This window comes from Cellulomonas jepli (assembly GCF_047229345.1).
Taxonomy (GTDB): Bacteria; Actinomycetota; Actinomycetes; order Actinomycetales; family Cellulomonadaceae; genus Cellulomonas_A.
Genome location: NZ_JBFTER010000110.1, coordinates 1 through 16,972, shown reverse-complemented (window position 1 = coordinate 16,972; position 16,972 = coordinate 1). Strand labels below are relative to the sequence as shown.

Genomic DNA, 16,972 nt, shown 5'->3' with positions numbered 1-16,972 from the left:
GGGCGGCGGTGAGCGCGCCGGCGAGCCCGCCCGGCGCCCACGCGACGAGCGCGATGAGCAGCACCCCGAACACGAGCGACGCGAGGGTCCCGTCGAGGCGCTGCACGACGGCGGCCGGCAGCGGCAGCGCGTCGGTCGCGGCCCCGACGAGCCACGGCAGCAGCACGACGAGCACCGCACCGAGCGCGGCACCGAGCAGGCTGCCGAGCCCGCCGACGACGACCGCGACGAGCAGCAGCAGCGACAGCGCGAGCGGGAACGCCCCGGGCGAGACCGACTGCGTGACGAACACGAGCACCGCGCCGCCGAGCCCCGCGGTCACCGCGCTGGCCACGAAGGCGAGGACCTTGACCCGCGCCGGCACGATCCCGGCGAGCGCCGCGGCGACCTCGTCGTCCCGCACCGCGCGCATCCGCAGCCCCGCGCGCCCGTCGCGCAGCAGCACGAGCCCGGTGACGGCGACCGCCGCGACAGCGAGCGCGACCCACGCCTGCCACTGCTCGAGCGCGATGAGGCTCCGGAGCGGGGCGGGCACGCCGTCGAACGCGGTGCGGACCCCGCGGTCGCCCTGCAGCGCGGGCACGCTCGCGGCGACCGCGGGCACGGCGACGACGAGCGTGAGCGTGAGCCCGGCGAGGTACGGGCCGTGCAGCCGCGCCCCCGCGAGCCCGAGCAGGAGCCCGACGACGCCGGACAGCAGGACGGCCCCGGCGACGCCCCCGAGGAAGCGGACGGCGCCCTCGACCCCGGCCCCGGTCAGCGCGTTCACCGTGAGCGCGTACCCGTAGCCGCCGGCCGCCATGAGCGCGGCGTGGCCGAGCGAGAGCTGCCCGCTGAGCCCGACGAGGACTGTCAGCCCGGCCGTCGCGCACAGGTACGCGGCGACGAGGGCCAGCTGGTAGTTGCGGAACGGGTCGAGCAGGAACGTCACCCCGACCGCGAGCACGAGCCCGCCCGCGGCGAGCAGCAGGGTCCGTCGCGCGCTCATGCCCGCCTCGCCTCTGCCTGGGCGAACAGCCCCGACGGTCGCACCAGCAGGACGAGCACGAGCAGCGCGAGCACCGCGACGGGCGCGAGCGTCGAGCCGAGGTACCCGGTCACGACGCTCGTCACGACCCCGACCGTGAGCCCGCCGAGCAGCGCGCCGCCCGGCGAGTCGAGCCCGCCGACCACCGCGACGGTGAACGCCGAGACGAACAGCATGTCCGCCGCGTGCGGGTTGAGGCCGAGCTCGTTCGGCACCGCGAGCAGCGCGGCCAACGACGCGGCGGCCGCGGCGAGCACCCACCCGACGGTCCGCATGCGCGCGACCCGCACCCCGAGCAGCCGGGACACCTCCGGCTCGAACGCCGCCGCACGCAGCTGCAGCCCGAGCGACGTCCGCACGAACAGCAGCCGCAGCGCCCCGAGCAGTCCGAGCGCGACGACGACCACGAACAGGTCGTACGGCGAGAGCAGCGGCACCCCGCCGACCTGCACGGGCCGGTCGCTGAACGGCGGCGGGACGGGCTCGTGCTCCTGCCCGAACACGATGCCGAGCAGCGACTGCAGCACCACGACGAGCCCGATCGCGAGGATCACGCCCGAGAGCGGCGAGCGCGGCGAGGCGAACCGCAGCACCCCGCGCTCGACGACGAACCCGAGCAGGCCGCCGGCGACGACCGTCGCGCCGAGCCCCCACCACCAGCTCCCCGTCGCGCCGATCACCGCGACCCCGACGTAGACGCCGACCACCGCCATCGCGCCCGCGGCGAAGTTGACGATGCGCGTCGCGCGCCAGATCAGCACGAGCGAGAGCGCGAACAGCGCGAGCACCGTGCCGCGGGCGACCCCGGTGCCGAGCAGGAACACGAGCCGGTCCATCAGAACCCCAGGTAGGCGTGTCGGAGGGTCTCGTCGCCCGCGAGCTCGGCCGCGGGGCGGTCGGCGACGACCTCGCCGAGCCCGAGGACGACGCCGCGGTCGGCGACGGACAGCGCTCCCGCGACGTTCTGCTCGGCGAGCAGGACGGTGAGGCCCGTGCGGTCGCACAGCTCCCGCAGCACCCGCATGATCTGCGCGACGACGAGCGGCGCGAGCCCGAGCGACGGCTCGTCGAGCAGCAGCACGCGGGGGCGGGCGACGAGCGCGCGGGCGATCGCGAGCATCTGGCGCTCACCGCCCGAGAGCTGGTGACCGAGGCTCGTGCGGCGCCGGGCGAGCGGCTCGAACAGCTCCTCCATCTCGGCGAGCGCGGCGCGCAGGTCCGCGGGGTCGCGCCGCCACAGCCCGCCGAGGCGCAGGTTCTCCTCGACGGTGAGCTCGGTGATGACGCCGCGCCCCTCGGGCACCTGCGCGAGCCCGGCACGCACCCGGTCCTCGACGCCGACGCGCGCGAGGTCGCGGCCGTGCAGGTGCACCGTCCCCGCGGTCGGCGTGAGCAGCCCGGACACGGTCCGCAGGAGCGTCGTCTTGCCCGCGCCGTTGCCCCCGACGAGCGCGACGACGGCGCCCTCGTCGACGTCGAACGAGACGCCGTGCAGCACGGGCGCCCCGCCGTGCCCGACGACGAGCCCGCGCAGGGCCAGCGCCGCGGTCACCGGGCCGTCACCTCGATCCCGAGGTACGCCGCCGTGACGGCGGGGTCGCGCCGGACGTCGTCGGGGAGCCCGTCCGCGATGACCCGCCCGAAGTCGAGCACGACGACCCGGTCGCACAGCCCCATCACGAAGTCCACGTGGTGCTCGACGAGCAGCACCGCGCACCCGCGCGCCGCGACCCGGCGGACGGTCGCGTCGAGCTCGGCGATGTCGGCGGCACCGAGGCCGCCCGCGGGCTCGTCGAGCAGCAGCAGGCGGGGCTCGGCGACGAGCGCGCGGGCGAGCGCGACCCGCTTCTGCTCGGGGTAGGGCAGGGCGCCGACGGGGAGCGCGGCACGGTCCGTGAGGTCGAGGTCGGCGAGCGCGCGGAGGGCCCGCTCGGCGGCGCTGCCGGAGGTGCTGCGGGCCGCGCTCCGGGGCGGGTCACCGGGTGCGGCGCCCGGCGCGTCGGCCGGGGCGCCGCCGTGCGTCCCCGCCGCAGCGGCGCCTCGCGACGCGAGCGCCCCGACCTCGACGTTCTCCAGCACGCTGAGGCCCGGGAACAGCCCGAGACCCTGCAGCGTCCGGGCGACGCCGGCCGGCGCGAGGCCCGACGGGCTGCGCGGCGCGGGGCGTCCGGCGACCGTGATCGTCCCGCTCGCCGGCCGGACGAGGCCGCACACCGCGTTGAACACCGTCGTCTTGCCCGCGCCGTTGGGTCCGATGAGCCCGACGACCTGCCCGTCCGCGACGTCGAGGTCGACGTCGGTGAGGGCGGCGAGCCCGCCGAAGCGCACGGTGAGGCCGCGCACCTGCAGTCGCATCACACCCGCGTGGGCGGGCGTCTCCAGTCCGGGCATCGGCACTCCGTCGTGTCGGCGTGGCCCGACTGTACAACGGAAACCGACTAGACGGTATGTCCGAGATGGACCGTTCCCGAACCGTGACCCTTCCCCGTCCGGGCGGCCCGTTCCCGAGCCGTCCCCGGCGCGCAGGCCGTCCGGCGCAGGTGCGGCCCGGGAGATGCCGCGGCGGTGGACACGCATCCCCGTCGGGGCTTGCGGTGACCCCGGCCCGGTGGGAGGTTGGCGAGCAGGTCACCCTCTGGACCGCCCGGCAGCGACGGCCACCACCCGCACGAGCGCGAGGTCACGTCATGCCGGACCGAGCGGAGGAGCCCTGATGCCGCACCTCGCCACGTACGTCGCCCTCGCGCACGAGAGCGAGCGGACCCTCGCCGACGCGCTGCGCACCGTCGGCCACGGGCACGCCGGCCACCCCGACGTGCGCGTCACGTGCGAGGCGCTCGCACGCCTGAGCGACGCCCACGTGGAGGCGATGGCCCCGATCGCCCAGCGGTACGGCGGGGACAGCGACGCCGACGAGCCCGAGCGCCTCCACGCGGACGGCGTCGTCCAGGTGCGCACGGGCGGGATCGGCCTGCTGCGCGACCTGCAGGACCTGCACCTGCTCGCGACGCTCGTGCAGACCACGTGGACCGTGCTCGTCCAGGGCGCGCTCGGACTGCGTGACGCCGAGCTGCTCGTCGTCGCCCGGCACTCCGCACGGGAGACGGGCCGCCAGGTGGCGTGGCTCACCACGGAGCTGAAGGTCGTCGCCCCGCAGACGCTCGCCGTGGAGCGGTAGCGGCCGTCCGGCCCGGAGGCGACGCGGTCGGGATGCGGGCGCGCCGCCGCTGCTGCATGGTCGAGACGGACGCGAGCAGCGCCGTCCGGACACCTCGGCGACCGCGACGGGGGACGAGATGCGAGATCCGGCTGATCCCGGGGCGCAGGCGAGCGCAGACGACGAGCACACGGAGGAGACGCCGCCGGACCGCGTGCCGCGGGTCTGCGTGCTCGCCGCGACGCCGCTCCTCACGGTGACGATCGAGCACGCCGCCGACGACAGCACCCCCGAGCTGCACGTGCACGCCGGGGGTCAGGGTGTGTGGGTCGCGCGGATGGCGCGGTCGCTCGGCGCCGCCGTCACGGTCTGCGGGCCGTTCGGCGGCGAGACGGGCGACCTCGCGGCGCACCTGTCCGCGCAGGAGGGCCTCGACGTGCGACCCACGGCGTTCGGCGGCAGCACCGGCTCGTACGTGCACGACCGGCGCGAGGGCGAACGGTCCGAGATCATCCGCATCTCCCCCGCACCGCTCGGCCGGCACGAGCTCGACGACCTCTACGGCTCGGTCGTGGTCGCCGCGCTCGACGCCGACGTGGTGGTCCTGGCCGGCGCGGAGCCCGCCGACGTGATCCCCGCCGACCTGTTCGGCCGGCTCGCGGGCGACCTGCGCGCGTCGGGACGGACCGTCGTCGCCGACCTCTCGGGCGACGCGACGCGCGCGATCCTCGAGCCCGGCGTCGACGTCCTCAAGATGAGCCACACCGAGATGCAGGACGGCGGCTTCGCGGACGGCGGGTCCGTCGAGGACCTCGTCGCGGGCGCCCGCGGCCTGCTCCGCGAGGGCGTCGGCGCCGTCGTGATCTCCCGCGCCGCCGAGCCGACGCTCCTGGTCACCGAGGCCGACGCCCTGCTGCTGCGCACGCCGCAGGTCAGCACCGTCGACCACCACGGCGGCGGCGACTCGATGACGGCGTCGCTCGCGGTCGCCCTCGCGCGCGGCGCGGACCTGCGGGAGGCGGCGCGGCTCGGCGCCGCGGCGGGTGCGCTCAACGTCGCCCGGCACGGGCTCGGCACGGGGCAGCGCGAGCAGATCGAACGGTTCGCCCACGAGGTGACCGTCGAGCCGGCCACCGGGTCGGACGAGACATGACGACGACGGAGGAGGCCCCGTGCGAGCCCTGATCACGAACGACGACGGCATCGACTCCCCCGGCCTCGCGGTCCTCGCCCGGGTGGCGCTGGACGCCGGGTTCGACGTCACGGTCGCCGCACCGGCGCGGGAGTTCTCCGGGGCCAGCGCGTCGCTCCTCGGTGCGGAGGTCGACGGGCAGCTCGTCGTCGAGGAGAAGGCCGCCCCTGGTCTGCCGCCGGGCGTGCGGTCCCTCGCCGTCGCCGGTGCGCCCGGGCTCATCGCGTTCCTCGCGTCGTTCGACGGGTTCGGGCCGCGCCCCGACCTCGTCCTGTCCGGCGTCAACCGCGGCTCGAACACCGGGCACGCGGTGCTGCACTCGGGCACCGTCGGCGCGGCGTTCTCGGCGCTGACCCACGACATCCGCGCGGTGGCCGTCTCGCTCGCCGCGGGCCGGCCGGAGCACTGGGCGACCGCCGGCGCCGTCGCGAGCCACGTCCTGCCGTGGGTCCTCGACCAGCCGGCCGGGCACGGCGTGCTCAACGTGAACGTGCCGGACGTGCCCGCCGAGCGGCTCCTCGGGATCCGCAAGGCCCCGCTCGCCCGCTTCGGCGCCGTCCAGTCCGCGCTCGAGACCGACGACGCCGGGCAGCACACCATCCGGTACACCGCGACCGACCCGACCCAGGACCAGGACTCCGACGCGGGCCTGCTCGCGCAGGGCTGGGCGACCCTGACGCTGCTGCGGGCGCCCTGCTACGACTCCGACGCCGAGCTGCCGGAGCACCCCGACGGGGCGCCGACCGGGTTCACGGCCGGCGCCTGACGCCCGGCCCCGGCAACCGGGTCGTCGTCCGCGCTCCTCACGCGGGCGGCGCGGGAGCAGCGAGGCGCGCCGGCTCGGCTCAGGCGTGCGGGACGCCCGCGATCATCCCGCCGTCGACCACGAGCTCGGTGCCCGTGACGTAGGCGGACGCGTCGCCGGCCAGGAACAGCACGGCACCGACCACGTCGTCGGGCACCGCCGGGCGCCCGAGCGGGATCCGCTGGAGCGTGACGTCGAGCCGCTCGGTCATCGGGGTCAGCACGAAGCCCGGGTGCACCGAGTTGACCCGGATGCCGTCCGCGCCGAGCTCGACCGCGAGCGACTTCGTCAGCCCGCGCACGCCGAACTTCGACGCGACGTACCCGTGCAGGCCCGCGTCGCCGCGCATCCCCTCGACCGAGGAGATGTTGACGATCGAGCCCCTCCCGGCCGCCTTCATGACCGGCACGACCGCGCGCACGCCGAGGTAGGTGCCCGTGAGGTTGACCGCGATGACCGCGTCCCACTTCTCGCGCCCGTACCGCTCGATCCGCCCGGCGTTCGCGATGCCGGCGTTGTTGACCAGCACGTCGACGCCGCCGAGGCCGACCGCGACCTCGACCGCCGCGGCCCAGTCCTCCTCGGACGTCACGTCGAGGTGCACGAACCGCGCGCGCTCCCCGAGCTCGTGCGCGAGCGCCGCGCCCTCGTCGTCGAGCAGGTCGCCGACCACGACGCTCGCCCCGCGCTCGTGCAGCGCGCGCACGTACGCGGCGCCGAGGCCGCGCGCCCCGCCGGAGACGAGCGCCACCCGTCCGTCGAGCTCGGTCATCGTCGTCTCCTCGCGGTCGGTGGTCGGGCGGGTGGGTCAGCTCGCGACGCGGACCACGAGCCGCCCCGTGGTGCCCCCGCCGGCGAGCCGCGACACCGCCTCGTCGGCCGACTCGAACGGCACCACGTCGCTGACCTGCGGCGTCACGGCACCGCTCGCCGCGAGCGCCGTCAGCTCCTCGTGCGCGGCCGCGACGAGGTCGGGCCGCACGCGCGCGTAGAGCCCCCAGTGCAGGCCGTGCACGGTGTAGTTCTTCACGAGCAGGTGGCCCGCGCGGACGTCCTGGATGGTCCCGCCCGCGAAGCCGACGACGACGATCCGCCCCTCGAAGGCGACGCACCGCGTCGACGCCGCGAACGCGTCGCCGCCGACCGGGTCGTAGACCACGTCGGCCCCGGCGCCCCCGGTCTCGGCGCGGACCACCTCGGCGACGTCCTGCGTGGACCGGTCGACCACGACGTCCGCTCCGGCGGCGCGCGCCGCGTCCGCCTTGGCCGCGCTGCCGACGACGCCGATCACGCGCGCCCCGGCGGCTGCCCCGAGCTGGACCGCGGCGGTGCCGACCCCGCCCGCGGCGGCGTGCACGAGCAGCGTCTCGCCGGACCGCAGCCCGGCCCGCCGGTGCAGCCCGAACCAGCCGGTCTGGTAGGCGATGGTGAACGCGGCGGCCTGGGCGTCATCGAGCGCGTCCGGCGCCGGGAAGACCTCGGACGCGTCGAGCACCGCGAGCTCCGCGAGCACCCCGATGCGCGAGCCGGTCACGCGCTGCCCGACGGCCACGTGGGTCACCCCCGCGCCGACGGCGAGCACCTCGCCGCACAGCTCGATGCCCGGCACGAACGGCAGCGGCGGGCGCACCTGGTACTCCCCGCGGGCGAGCAGCACGTCGGGGAAGTTGACCGCGACGGCACGCACCCGCACGAGCACCTGCCCGTCGCCCGGCTCCGGGTCGGGCACGTCGACGAGCCGCAGGACGTCGGCCGGCTCGCCGTGGGCCGTGACGTGCCAGGCGCGCACGCCCGTCAGCCCTCGGCCGAGGCGGTGGACGCGAGCGGGAGCGCCGACGCGGACGACGCCGCGATCGACACCAGGAACAGGTCGGTGAGCTGGTGAGCGAGCACGGTCTTGTCCTCCGGACCCTCGGGCTTGTACCAGTGCGACAGGTAGTGCACGTCGGAGAAGAAGTGCGCGACGAGCACCGCGACGGGGATGTCGGTGCGGTAGAGCCCCTCGGCCTGACCGCGCTCGACGATGCCGGCGAACGTGTCGTGGTACGCCCGGCGTCGCCGCGTGACCTCCTGCTGCCGCGGCGCGGACAGCATGTGCGCGCTGCGGAAGAACACGGTGCCCTCGAGCAGGAAGTCGACGGACGTCTCGATGACGTCGACGCACACCGCCCGCAGGGTCTCGGCCGTCGGCTCCCCGCGCGCGACGATGGTCGTGAGGCGCTCGGTCTGCAGGGACAGGAGCCGCTCGTAGATGCCGAAGAGCAGGTCGTCCTTCGACTGGAAGTAGTGGTACAGCGCGCCCTTGGTGACGCCCGCGGCCTCGACGACCTGCTGCACGGAGGTGTTGGCGTAGCCCTGGGACGCGAAGAGCTCGACCGCCGCCCGGGTCACGTCGTCCACGACGCTCGTCTGCTTCATGCCGACATCCTCACCCCATCGGCGCCACGGAGGCGCCCCCGTCGACCACGAGCGTCTGCCCCGTCACCCAGGCGGCGTCGTCGGACAGCAGGAACGCGGCGGGCCCGGCGACGTCGACGGGATCGCCGATCCGGCCCAGCGGGTAGCGCGCGGCGACCTCCGCCTCGCGGCCCTCGTACAGCGCGGCGCCGAGCTTGGTGCGGACGACGGCCGGGGCGACGGCGTTGACCCGCACCCGGGGCGCGAGCTCGACGGCGAGCTGCGCGGTGAGGTTCATGAGGGCGGCCTTCGAGACCCCGTAGAACGCGATCCCGGGGCTCGACGAGAGCCCGGCGACTGACGCGGTGCTGAGCACCGACGCTCCCCCGGCCGACCCCAGCCCGGCGGCGACGGCGTCGCGCGTCCACTCGAGGGCCGCGACGACGTTGACCGCGAGGATCTTGTGGATCGCGGCCGGCTCGATCTCCAGCGCCGGGCCGTAGACGGGGTTGATGCCCGCGTTGTTGACGAGGTGGTCGAGCCGGCCGAACCGCTCGACGGCCGCGGCGATCGTGGCGGCGCGGTGCCCCGGGTCGTCGGCCCTGCCCGCGACGCCGAGCGCCCGGTCGGCCCCGAGCGCGGCGACCGCCTCGTCGAGCGACTCCTGCGTGCGGCCGGTCAGCACGACCGACGCGCCCTCGGCGACGAGCCGCTCGGCGATCGCGAGCCCGATCCCCCGGCTGGCGCCGGTGACCAGGGCGACCCTGCCCTCGAACCGCTGCATCCGAGCCCCTTCGCTCACCCTCGATCCGACAGACCGACCAGACGGTATGTCCGAGGCGAGAGTACACGACGAGCAGCCGATGCCGCGGACCGCCCCTCGACCGGTCCGACCGGCGCGCCGCGCACGACTCCGGCCACGCGGCGCGACGCCCGGTCCGGAACGCGGCGCCGGTGAGGGGCACGTGCTCAGCCGTGCCGGATCCCGTGGAGCCAGCCGTCGAGAGCGTCCAGGTCGTCGCGCGTGACCCCGAGCCGTGGGTCGAGGCGCAGCAGGACTGGTGCCACGCCGCGTTCGCCGGGCAGCCGCGACGCAGCGCGCACACCGAGGTGCGCGTTCACACGACCCCCTCCCCCCACGCACCGCACCCCCGCCGGCCACCGCGGACCGCGACGTAGGGTGACGGCCGAGCCTCAGCCGGGTCGGCGGCGCGGCTGAGGACGGGGGGTCGCACGGGATGCACGACGGACGAGCGCAGACGCGGCGGGCGCGGCCCCTGCCACCGCTGAGCACGTTCTTCCCCGCAGCGCCCGAGCGCGGACGGCCCGGCGACCCCGGCCTGTTCGGTCCCGGCTCGGCGGCGTGGCGCATCGGGCGCGAGCGCGTCCTGCTCGCCTCCGGTCCGGCCGCGCTGCTGCTCCAGGTGGCGCACCCGCTCGTCGCGGCCGGGGTCGCGGCGCACAGCGACTTCGCCGGGGACCCGCTGACCCGGCTGCGCGGCACGCTCGACGCGGTCCTCACGGTGACGTTCGGCGACAGCACGCAGGTGCGCGACGCCGCGCGGCACGTCGCCCGCCGGCACCGCGTCGTCCAGGGAACCCTGCCCGTCGCGACCGGGTCGCTGCCCGCGGGCACGCCGTACCGCGCCGCGGACCGCGACCTGGCGCTGTGGGTGTTCGCGACCCTCGTGTGGACGTCCGTCGTCGTGACCGACGGGTTCGCCCGGCCGGTGCCCGGCGCGGAGCGCGACGCGTACTACCGGGACATGCGCCGCGTCGCGCACCACTTCGGCGTGCCCGACGCCGCGCTGCCCGACGACTACGCCGCGCTCGAGCGGTACGTCGACGAGCAGGTCGAGCACGTGCTCGCCGTCGGGCCGACCGCCGCCCGGCTCGCCGCGCAGATCCTGTCCCCCGACCCGCCGCTCGTCGCCGTCCCCGCGCGCCCGCTGCCCTCGCTGCTCGCGGCCGGCGTGCTGCCTGCGGCGGTCCGCGACGCGTACGGGCTGCCGTGGCGGCAGCGCGAGCGCCTCGCGTTCCGCGCCGCCCAGCTCGCGACCCGACGCGCGCTGCCGCTGCTCCCCGCGCGCCCGCGGTACTGGCCGCACTACCTCGTCGCGACCGACCGGCTGCAGCCCGTCGGCGTCCCCGCCCAGCCCGTCCCGACCGACGACGGGCAGCCGGGTGACGTCCGCACCTAGCGCGCGTCTCCCCGCCGTCGCCGTCGCCAGGGCGCACGTCCTGTCGGCGCCCTCGCCCGCGCGCACGTCCTGTCGGCAGCGCGGCCGTCAGGCGCACGCACGAGGTCTCCGTGGTGCCCTGCCCGACGAGGTCCTTGCCGGTACCACGGCTGCGCCGCCTGGTCCGTGAGCGGGGCCCCGCCCGCACAGCGCCTCAGACGAAGCGCCAGAGGTGGTCGTTGGTGCCGTTGTCGTCCCAGACGAGGGCCTGGGCCCCTGGGCTCGTCGACATGTCGGCGACGCCGAGGACGCGCCCGCCGGCCGCCTGGATGCGGAAGGTGTCGCCCGCGGTGTACCGCAGCCGCCACTGCTGGGCACTCGCGCCGGTGTCGGTCACCTGCACCGCGCGGGTGCCGTTGACGGTACCGCCGGCCTCCACGGCGAGGACCCTGCCGGTGTGCTGGTTGCGCAGCCGGAAGTAGCCGTTGCTCCCCGCGACGGCCGTCCACAGGTGGTCCGCGGTGCCGTTGTCGCCCCACTGGACCACGGCGGCGCCGTCCGCCGTCGACATGTCCCGCACGCCCAGCACCAGACCGGTGTGCACGTTGCGGATCCGACGGACCCCGGACGGGAGGAAGCGCCAGCGGTTGTCGGCCGAGCCGTTGTCGGGGTCCATCACGACCGCCGCGCCGCGCGCCGTCGACCCACCCGCTGTGCCGAGCAGCTTGCCGGTGTGGTTGTTGCGGACCCGGTGGGTGCCGTCGCCGTCGTCGAGCACGGTCCACAGGTGGTCGGCCGTGCCCGTGTCTCCCCACTGGACGACGGGGGCGCCGTCGGCCGTCGACATGTCCCTGACGCCGAGGACCTTCCCGCCGTTCACGCAGCGCAGCTTGAGGGCGGCGCCCGAGACGACCGGGACCCAGTCGTGGTCGGCCGTGCCGCTGTCGTCCCAGACGAGCGCCGTGGCGCCGTCGGCCGTCGAGGCGTCCCGGATGCCGAGGACGAGCCCGCTCGCCGCGTTGGCCAGGCGGAACGCACCGTCGGTGGCGGCGGCGGAGCCGTTGACGGACCAGTACACGGTGTAGTTGAAGCCGTGCGCGTCGTAGAAGGGCACCAGGCTGACGGTGGAACCGTTCGCCTGGGCCGCGAACGTGAGCGCGGTCGTGCTGGTGCGCGTGATCGACGACGTCACCAGCGCAGGCGGGCTCGACAGCGACGTGCTGCCGTAGTTCCCCGCGAGGACGACCGGGCCGTAGAGGATCGCGGCCACACCGGGGTTGTCGTTCGTCGGCTCGACGCGGACCGCCATCGGCAGCCGGACCGTCACCCGGTCACCCGACGCCCACGACCGGGTGAGGCTCGCGTAGGTGCCGGGCGTCGTCGGGATCGCCTGGACGGTGCCGTTCACCGCGACCGTCGCGCCTGTCGCCCACGAGGGAATGCGCACGCGCATCGTCCACGAGCCGGAGACGGAGCCGGTGACCGTGAGCGTCGTGCTGTCGCTCGCGGGGTACGTCGTCGTCTGCGTGACGGTGATCCCCCGCTCCACCCACGTCAGGACCGACGGCAGGAACAGGTTGACCGTCAGCGTGGTCCCCGACCGGAAGTACGCCGAGTCGGCGAGCTTGGTGTTCGTCTCGATGCCGGTCCCCTGGCAGCACCAGAAGCTGGCGTAGTCGGTGCTCCACGTGCCGCCACCCCAGGCAGGGCCGACGCCCTTGCGGCCGCCCGGCTGCAGCGGCGTGAAGTAGGTGATGTGCCCGTGGGCGCTGGCCGGGTCCTGCGCGCCGACCAGGTGGTTGAGCAGGGCCCGCTCGTAGAAGTCGAAGTACGAGGCCTTGTCCGGCTCCATGACCCACAGCTCGCGGGTCAGCTTGAGCATGTTGTACGTGTTGCACTGCTCGCAGGTGTCGTTGCGCAGGTAGGTCGAGATCGCGTTCGGCGCCCGGAAGTGCTCGGCCTGGCTGTTCCCGCCGATCGCGTACGTGTGGGCGCCCACGGTGAGCGCCCACGCGTTGCGCGCGATGTCGCGGTACCGGGTCGTGCCCGTCGCCTTGTACTCGCGGGCGGCACCGATCCACTTCGGCACCTGGGTGTTGGCGTGCAGGCCGTCGAGGCGGTCGGTGCCCGCCGCGAGCGGGTCGAAGACGGCGGCGTGGTCGAACCGTCGGGCGACCGTCAGCCAGCGGGGGTCGTTCGTCATGAGGTGCAGGTCCGTCAGGACCGCGTTCATGCCGCCGAACTCGACCCGCAGGGTCGTCTGCATCTGGGCGGTGCTGAGCCGCGCGGTCCGGGCGTCGACCCAGGCGGCGAGCCGCAGCAGCACGTCCCGGGCCTGGGTGCTCTCCAGGTAGCGCCAGACGTCGAGGAGCCCGGCGAGCGTCTTGTGCAGCGCGTAGTACGGCACGTTCCCGTTGCCGGTGCCTGTCTCGGCGGCCGAGAAGTCCGACTCCGGGAAGCCCGAGAGGTAGCCGGCGGCGAACCCCCGGGCGCCGTTGTTGGCCTGGCACCTGGCGAGCTCCGCCACCATGGACGCAGCCTTGTCCCGGCACACGGTGTCGCCGAGCGAGGCCCACGCCTGCGCCCAGGCCGAGAGGAAGTGGCCCTGGCTGTGGGAGCGGAACGGGAAGCTCGGCGCCTCCCACCCGCCGAGCGGGGCTGCGCCCGCGGTGGACAGCCCGTGGTTGGCGCGGAAGTTGTACAGGAGCCGGTCGACGTCGACGAACCGGAGGTACGCCAGCGTGCGGTTCTGGTTGTCCATCCACCGGCTCGCCGTGAGGCGCACCTGATCGAGGGAGAACTCCGAGGCGCCCACACCGACCTCGCCCCGGGCGGGCGGGACGACGGCGGCCGCCGGGGAGGGGAACAGCGCGGGACCGAGCGCCGTGACCGCTCCCGCGAGTGCGGCACCAGCCAGGACCGTGCGGCGGCTGACCTCGGTGGGTCCTGGGGTCGCAGACTGCTGAGGTGTCATCGGATTCTCCGTCGAATCGGCGCGAAGGGCCGATGTTAACGCTCACAGTTCGGGTCGTCGGCGGTCTGAACCGTTTCGTTCCGCGCGGGTGCTGACGGCGATCTCAGCCGCAGACAGCCGCGTCGGCCCGCGACCCGCCACCTCCCGAACGGGCACCGTCCGCCCGCGCCGCCCGCACCGGTTGACCCCGACCGCGCCCCGGGGTTGTGATCGAACCCAGGCCGCGCGCGTGCAGAGCCGCACCCGCGCGACCGCTCGTCGTGCCGTCGCCGCGCGCCGCGGGGAAGCAGCCCCCGCACGGTCCTGCCGCGGCCCCCGGCCGACCGACCGGCTCCGCAGGAGCCCTCGCGCGGCGGTCCGGCTGCCGCGCACACCAGGTGGACGACGCGGCTGAAGGGTGCAGACGATGGGGACGAGGGGACGGGCGCTCGCGGGCGCCGCAGGGACGGCGGTGCTCGCGGTCGGGTTGGCGTCGGGGAGTCCGGGGGCCACGACGGACCGCGGCTACCCCGGCCACGGCGAGCAGCGTGCGCGGAACGTGATCCTGCTGGTCGGCGACGGCCTGAGCATCGCGGCGCGCGACGCGACGCGGCTCGCGACCGTCGGGCAGGACGGGCAGCTCGCGATGGACTCGCTCCGGTACGCGGGGTGGACGTACACCGACTCGGCGGACCCCGAGGACGCCGTGACCGACTCCGCGGCGGGCGCGACGGCGTTCGCCGCCGGGGTGCGGACCTACAACGGGGCGGTCTCGGTCGACCTCGACGGCAACCCCGTGACGACCCTGCTCGAGCGCGCGAAGGCGCTGCGCAAGGCGACCGGGCTCGTCACGACGTCGCAGGTCACCGACGCGACGCCGGCGGCGTTCGGGGCGCACGTGCCCGACCGCGGCGACCAGAGCGAGATCGCGCGGCAGTACGTCGAGGAGACCCGGCCCGACGTCATCCTCGGCGGCGGCGAGGACTGGTGGTACCCTGTGGGCGACGAGGGCGTGTTCGACCCGCCCGAGGACGACCCGGCCGAGATCAGCAAGAGCACCATCGGCAACCTCGTCGAGCAGGCGCAGGACACCGGCTACACCTACGTGAGCTCGGCCGAGGAGCTCGCGGCCACGGACGCCGACCGGATCCTCGGGCTGTTCGCGAACGAGGAGATGTTCCAGCAGCGGCCCGAGGGTGAGGGCGACGTGTACGAGCCGCTCGTGCCGCTGGTGGACATGACCGCCAAGGCGCTCGACGTGCTCTCCCGCGACCGGCACGGGTTCTTCCTCGTCGTCGAGGAGGAGGCGATCGACGAGTTCGCCCACCAGAACAACGCCGAGCGCACCATCCAGGCCGGGCAGTCGCTCGACGAGACCGTCGCGCTCGCCCAGGAGTTCGCGGCGCACCACCGCGGAACGCTCGTCCTCGTCGTCGGCGACCACGAGACCGGCGGGCTCGCCATCGAGAACGTCGACCCGGACGACGAGTCGGGCGACCCGGCGAACCCGAGCGCCGACGTCACGCAGAGCCTCGAGGACGGCCCGTTCACCATCGCGGGGAGCGACCTGCAGTTCACGGTCGACTGGACGACCGGCGGTCACACCGGCGCCGCGACGCCGCTCACCGCGGAGGGCCCCGGCGCGGAGCGGCTCGCCCGCGCGCAGGACGCGACCGACGTGCACGACGTGGTCGCGGACCTGATGCAGAGGCGGTGGTAGGTCCGCGCTGAGCGGCCCGGCCTCGCCCTGCCCGGTCCGGCTCGGTCCCGCGCAGTCCAGCGCGGGCCGGGCTTGGCCGGGCTTGGCCGGGCCGGGCCGGGCCACGTCACGCCGGTGGCGTCAGCCCAGTACCGCCCGGGTCGCGCCGCTCGATCCCCAGCCGAGCACGGCGCGGCCGGCCACGAGCACGTTCTGGACGTCCCCGGGCAGCTCGGCCGTCCACGCCAGTCGACCGTCGGAGAGCGCGAACGCCTGCATGACGGGCGGCCCGCTCACGCGCTGGCCGACGACCGCGAGCACACGGCCGTCGGTCAGGAGGGTCGCCGTCGAGGACGCCGAGAGGAGCGACGCGGCCGGCGGGGCCTCGCTAGTCCAGCGCGTCGTGCCGTCGGCCGGGTCGAGCGCGACGGCCCCGACGCCGCTCGCGACGTACAGCGTCCCGTCGAGCAGCACCGTGTCGTCGACCCGCACGTCGGGCCGTGACCAGCGCACGCGCGACGTGCGGGCGTCCCACGCGTCGACGCCGCTGCCCGAGCGGCTCGGGAGCAGCAGCAGGTCCGGGTCCGAACCGTCGTCGACCGAGAGCTGGAGCGGGAACCCGTCGGGCATCGCGGTGCCGGTCCCGTCGTCCGCGAGCACCTCCGGTGCGTCGCCCCGGTACGCGTGGCGCAGGACGTGGCCCCGGGCCGTGGTGAGCGCCCCGGTCACGTCGCCGTCCGCGTCGGGGAGGTACGTCGCCTCGGGCGTCCCGTCGGGGGCGATCCGGACCCCGCCGTCGCCGGCGTGCACGAGCACCGCCTCGCCGACCGGCGTGAGGAACGGCGCGCCGTCGCCGCCCACCTCCGTGTCGGACGGCGTGGCGGTCCCGGGCGGGGTGGTGTGCGTCCACGCCTCGTCCCCCGACCGGGCGTCGTGCGCGCGGACCTCGATGCTCGCGTCGGCCTGGACGCGAGCCGTCACCACGAGGTCCCCGAGCACGTGGAGCCCGGTGCCGACCTCCTCGGGCGCGCGGCGCACGACCTCGCCGTCGGACGCGTCGAGCACCACGAGCTCGACGCGGCTCGGCACCGGGGTCGGGTCGTACCCCTCGACCGGCTCGTCCTCCGGCGGCGGCGCGGCGACGTACCCCGAGCCCACGAGGCACACGAGCAGCGGCTCGTCGGACACGTGGCACGGCACCCGCGGGGCGTACGGCGACCCGGCCACGACGGGGTCCGCCTCGCCGACCCGGGACGACCACGCCTGCGTGCCGGTCCGCGGGTCGAGCGCGACCGCCGACGGCACGCCGGCCTCGTCGAACCGGACGCCGACGCCCCGACCGTCGGCGTCCAGCTGCGCGCCCCACAACACCCGGAGCTGCCCGTCGTCGGGGCGCCACAGCACCCCGAGGTCCGGGGAGAGCGGCGCCACCACGCCCGGGACGTCGGCGAAGCGCGCGTAGGCCGCCCGCTCGCGCGCGTCGAGCACCGCCTGCGTGCCGGCGAGGCCGGCCGCCACGACCAGCGCGCCCGCGACGACCGTCCGGGGACGCAGCCACGAGG

General features: G+C 75.7%; 15 protein-coding genes. 5 read left to right on the top strand and 10 right to left on the bottom strand.

Annotated elements, in window-relative coordinates; genetic code table 11:
- The 4 genes from AB6N24_RS19545 to AB6N24_RS19530 form a co-directional block, all read right to left on the bottom strand.
- The coding region (locus AB6N24_RS19545; protein ID WP_412871044.1) for an ABC transporter permease subunit at positions 1 to 988 on the bottom strand (988 nt) is incomplete at its 3' end.
- A complete protein-coding gene (locus AB6N24_RS19540) occupies positions 985 to 1,863 on the bottom strand; it encodes a branched-chain amino acid ABC transporter permease (protein WP_412871043.1) in 879 nt (292 codons plus the stop codon). The genes AB6N24_RS19540 and AB6N24_RS19545, both read right to left, overlap by 4 nt.
- A complete protein-coding gene (locus AB6N24_RS19535; RefSeq protein ID WP_412871042.1) occupies positions 1,863 to 2,579 on the bottom strand; it encodes an ABC transporter ATP-binding protein in 717 nt (238 codons plus the stop codon). The genes AB6N24_RS19540 and AB6N24_RS19535 overlap by 1 nt, the downstream gene beginning before the upstream one ends.
- Complete coding sequence (locus tag AB6N24_RS19530) at positions 2,576 to 3,418, bottom strand: ABC transporter ATP-binding protein (protein ID WP_412871041.1); 843 nt, start codon at positions 3,416 to 3,418, stop codon at positions 2,576 to 2,578. The genes AB6N24_RS19535 and AB6N24_RS19530 overlap by 4 nt, the downstream gene beginning before the upstream one ends.
- A gap of 322 nt (positions 3,419 to 3,740) precedes the next feature.
- Between AB6N24_RS19530 and AB6N24_RS19525 the strand changes: the two genes are divergently transcribed.
- From AB6N24_RS19525 to surE, 3 genes are all read left to right on the top strand, one after another.
- Positions 3,741 to 4,205: a hypothetical protein gene (locus AB6N24_RS19525; protein ID WP_412871040.1), complete on the top strand. Its 465-nt coding sequence runs from the start codon at positions 3,741 to 3,743 to the stop codon at positions 4,203 to 4,205.
- Between the two features lie 118 nt (positions 4,206 to 4,323).
- Positions 4,324 to 5,337, top strand: coding sequence for a 1-phosphofructokinase family hexose kinase (locus AB6N24_RS19520; protein ID WP_412871039.1), 1,014 nt, complete (start codon positions 4,324 to 4,326; stop codon positions 5,335 to 5,337).
- Between the two features lie 19 nt (positions 5,338 to 5,356).
- Positions 5,357 to 6,142 (top strand): 5'/3'-nucleotidase SurE, encoded by a 786-nt coding sequence (surE, locus tag AB6N24_RS19515; protein WP_412871038.1) that lies wholly within the window; start codon positions 5,357 to 5,359, stop codon positions 6,140 to 6,142.
- A gap of 79 nt (positions 6,143 to 6,221) precedes the next feature.
- On the opposite strand, the gene AB6N24_RS19510 is transcribed toward surE, so the two are convergent.
- The 4 genes from AB6N24_RS19510 to AB6N24_RS19495 are packed head-to-tail and all read right to left on the bottom strand — an operon-like array spanning position 6,222 to position 9,362.
- A complete protein-coding gene (locus AB6N24_RS19510; protein ID WP_412871037.1) occupies positions 6,222 to 6,953 on the bottom strand; it encodes a glucose 1-dehydrogenase in 732 nt (243 codons plus the stop codon).
- A gap of 36 nt (positions 6,954 to 6,989) precedes the next feature.
- Positions 6,990 to 7,970: an NADPH:quinone oxidoreductase family protein gene (locus AB6N24_RS19505; RefSeq protein ID WP_412871036.1), complete on the bottom strand. Its 981-nt coding sequence runs from the start codon at positions 7,968 to 7,970 to the stop codon at positions 6,990 to 6,992.
- Positions 7,971 to 7,975: 5 nt separating this feature from the next.
- Entirely contained in the window at positions 7,976 to 8,599 is a 624-nt protein-coding gene (locus AB6N24_RS19500; protein ID WP_412871035.1) for a TetR/AcrR family transcriptional regulator, read from the bottom strand.
- Positions 8,600 to 8,609: 10 nt separating this feature from the next.
- Positions 8,610 to 9,362, bottom strand: coding sequence for an SDR family oxidoreductase (locus tag AB6N24_RS19495; RefSeq protein ID WP_412871034.1), 753 nt, complete (start codon positions 9,360 to 9,362; stop codon positions 8,610 to 8,612).
- 454 nt (positions 9,363 to 9,816) lie between these two features.
- On the opposite strand from AB6N24_RS19495, the gene AB6N24_RS19490 reads away from it, so the two are divergent.
- Positions 9,817 to 10,779, top strand: a complete 963-nt coding sequence (locus AB6N24_RS19490) for an oxygenase MpaB family protein (RefSeq protein ID WP_412871033.1) — start codon at positions 9,817 to 9,819, stop codon at positions 10,777 to 10,779.
- Positions 10,780 to 10,972: 193 nt separating this feature from the next.
- On the opposite strand, the gene AB6N24_RS19485 is transcribed toward AB6N24_RS19490, so the two are convergent.
- Positions 10,973 to 13,732, bottom strand: coding sequence for a beta-L-arabinofuranosidase domain-containing protein (locus AB6N24_RS19485; RefSeq protein ID WP_412871032.1), 2,760 nt, complete (start codon positions 13,730 to 13,732; stop codon positions 10,973 to 10,975).
- A 406-nt stretch (positions 13,733 to 14,138) separates the two neighbouring features.
- On the opposite strand from AB6N24_RS19485, the gene AB6N24_RS19480 reads away from it, so the two are divergent.
- Entirely contained in the window at positions 14,139 to 15,431 is a 1,293-nt protein-coding gene (locus AB6N24_RS19480) for an alkaline phosphatase (RefSeq protein WP_412871031.1), read from the top strand.
- A gap of 120 nt (positions 15,432 to 15,551) precedes the next feature.
- Here AB6N24_RS19480 and AB6N24_RS19475 read toward each other — a convergent pair.
- On the bottom strand, positions 15,552 to 16,972 hold a 1,421-nt coding region (locus tag AB6N24_RS19475; RefSeq protein ID WP_412871030.1), incomplete at its 5' end, for an outer membrane protein assembly factor BamB family protein.